Source organism: Streptococcus sp. HMSC071D03 (genome assembly GCF_001812125.1).
GTDB classification, from domain to species: domain Bacteria; phylum Bacillota; class Bacilli; order Lactobacillales; family Streptococcaceae; genus Streptococcus; species Streptococcus pseudopneumoniae_N.
Genome location: NZ_KV807754.1, coordinates 1 through 1,209, shown reverse-complemented (window position 1 = coordinate 1,209; position 1,209 = coordinate 1). Strand labels below are relative to the sequence as shown.

The following is a 1,209-nucleotide window of genomic DNA, read 5'->3' as shown; positions in this document are numbered from 1 at the left end:
GGATTTACCCACTACAGAAATTATAGAGCCGTTTAAACTGGTTCTTTTCTTTTGCAAGGTATCAGTTGATAAAAGTATCATTCTGCTTTATAATGAAGAAAAACGGAGGAAATTGCCATGAAATACATTCCATTTGGTCAAGAGAAAAGAGAATTGTCCGAAATCGTTCTAGGCATGATGCGAATCAGTGACAAGTCGGTTAAAGAGGTTGAGGAGTTGGTTGAAACAGCCCTATCTGTAGGAATCAATGCCTTTGACTTGGCAGATATCTACGGTGGTGGTCGTTGCGAAGAATTACTGGGTCAAGTGTTAAAGCATCGTCCTGACCTGCGAGAAAAGATGTGGATCCAGTCCAAGTGTGGCATTCGCATAGAAGAATTTACCTATTTTGATTTTTCAAAAGATTATATTTTAGAATCAGTAGACGGGATTCTAAAAAGATTGCAGGTTGATTATCTAGATAGCTTGCTTCTCCATCGTCCAGATGCTTTGATGGAAGCTGATCAAGTGGCTCAAGCCTTTGAAATTCTACACAAATCAGGTAAAGTTCGAGACTTCGGTGTGTCCAATCAAAATCCTATGATGATGGAATTGCTGAAGAAAGAAGTCAAACAACCTTTATCTATCAATCAATTACAGCTAAGCGCAGCTTTCACGCCAGGATTTGAATCAGGTTTCCATGTCAATATGGAAGGTGATAAGGCAGCTTTGCGTGATGGTAGCGTCTTTGAATACTGCAAATTAAACGACATGGTTATTCAGGCCTGGTCAGTCTTGCAATTCGGATATTTCAGAGGGAATTTTGTCGACAATGAGAAGTTCCAACAACTAAACCAAGTCCTCAATCGATTAGCCTTAAAATACGGTGTGAGCCCATCAGCTATTGCTATCACTTGGGTATTACGCTACCCAGCTAAGATGCAGGCAGTAGTAGGAACCACCAATCCTAAGCATTTAATAGAGGCAAGCCAAGCAAGTCATGTTAACCTAACTCGAAAAGAATGGTATGAGATTTACCTAGCAGCTGGGAATGATTTGCCATAGGAAAAAATGCATTTTAAGAAATCACAGTCAAAAAGCCGTTGAAAAACGGTTTTTTGTTGTTTATAATTTACCTTGATAGTTTTTAAGCAATATAGTAAAATGAGGGAAATATAGTCAATTGAAACAAGAATAAGACAAAAGAGCCTCGAAAAAAGTACTACAACT

Annotated in this window: 1 protein-coding gene; it reads left to right on the top strand. The window is 38.6% G+C overall.

The features are described 5' to 3' along the window. Positions 1–117: 117 nt before the first annotated feature. A complete protein-coding gene (locus HMPREF2837_RS05805) occupies positions 118–1,044 on the top strand; it encodes an aldo/keto reductase (RefSeq protein WP_049548828.1) in 927 nt (308 codons plus the stop codon). Positions 1,045–1,209: the final 165 nt, after the last annotated feature.

What these genes read in the sequence shown, in the direction of transcription:
- HMPREF2837_RS05805 (WP_049548828.1), top strand. Translation starts at nt 118, where the DNA reads ATGAAATACATTCCATTTGGTCAAGAGAAAAGAGAATTGTCCGAAATC.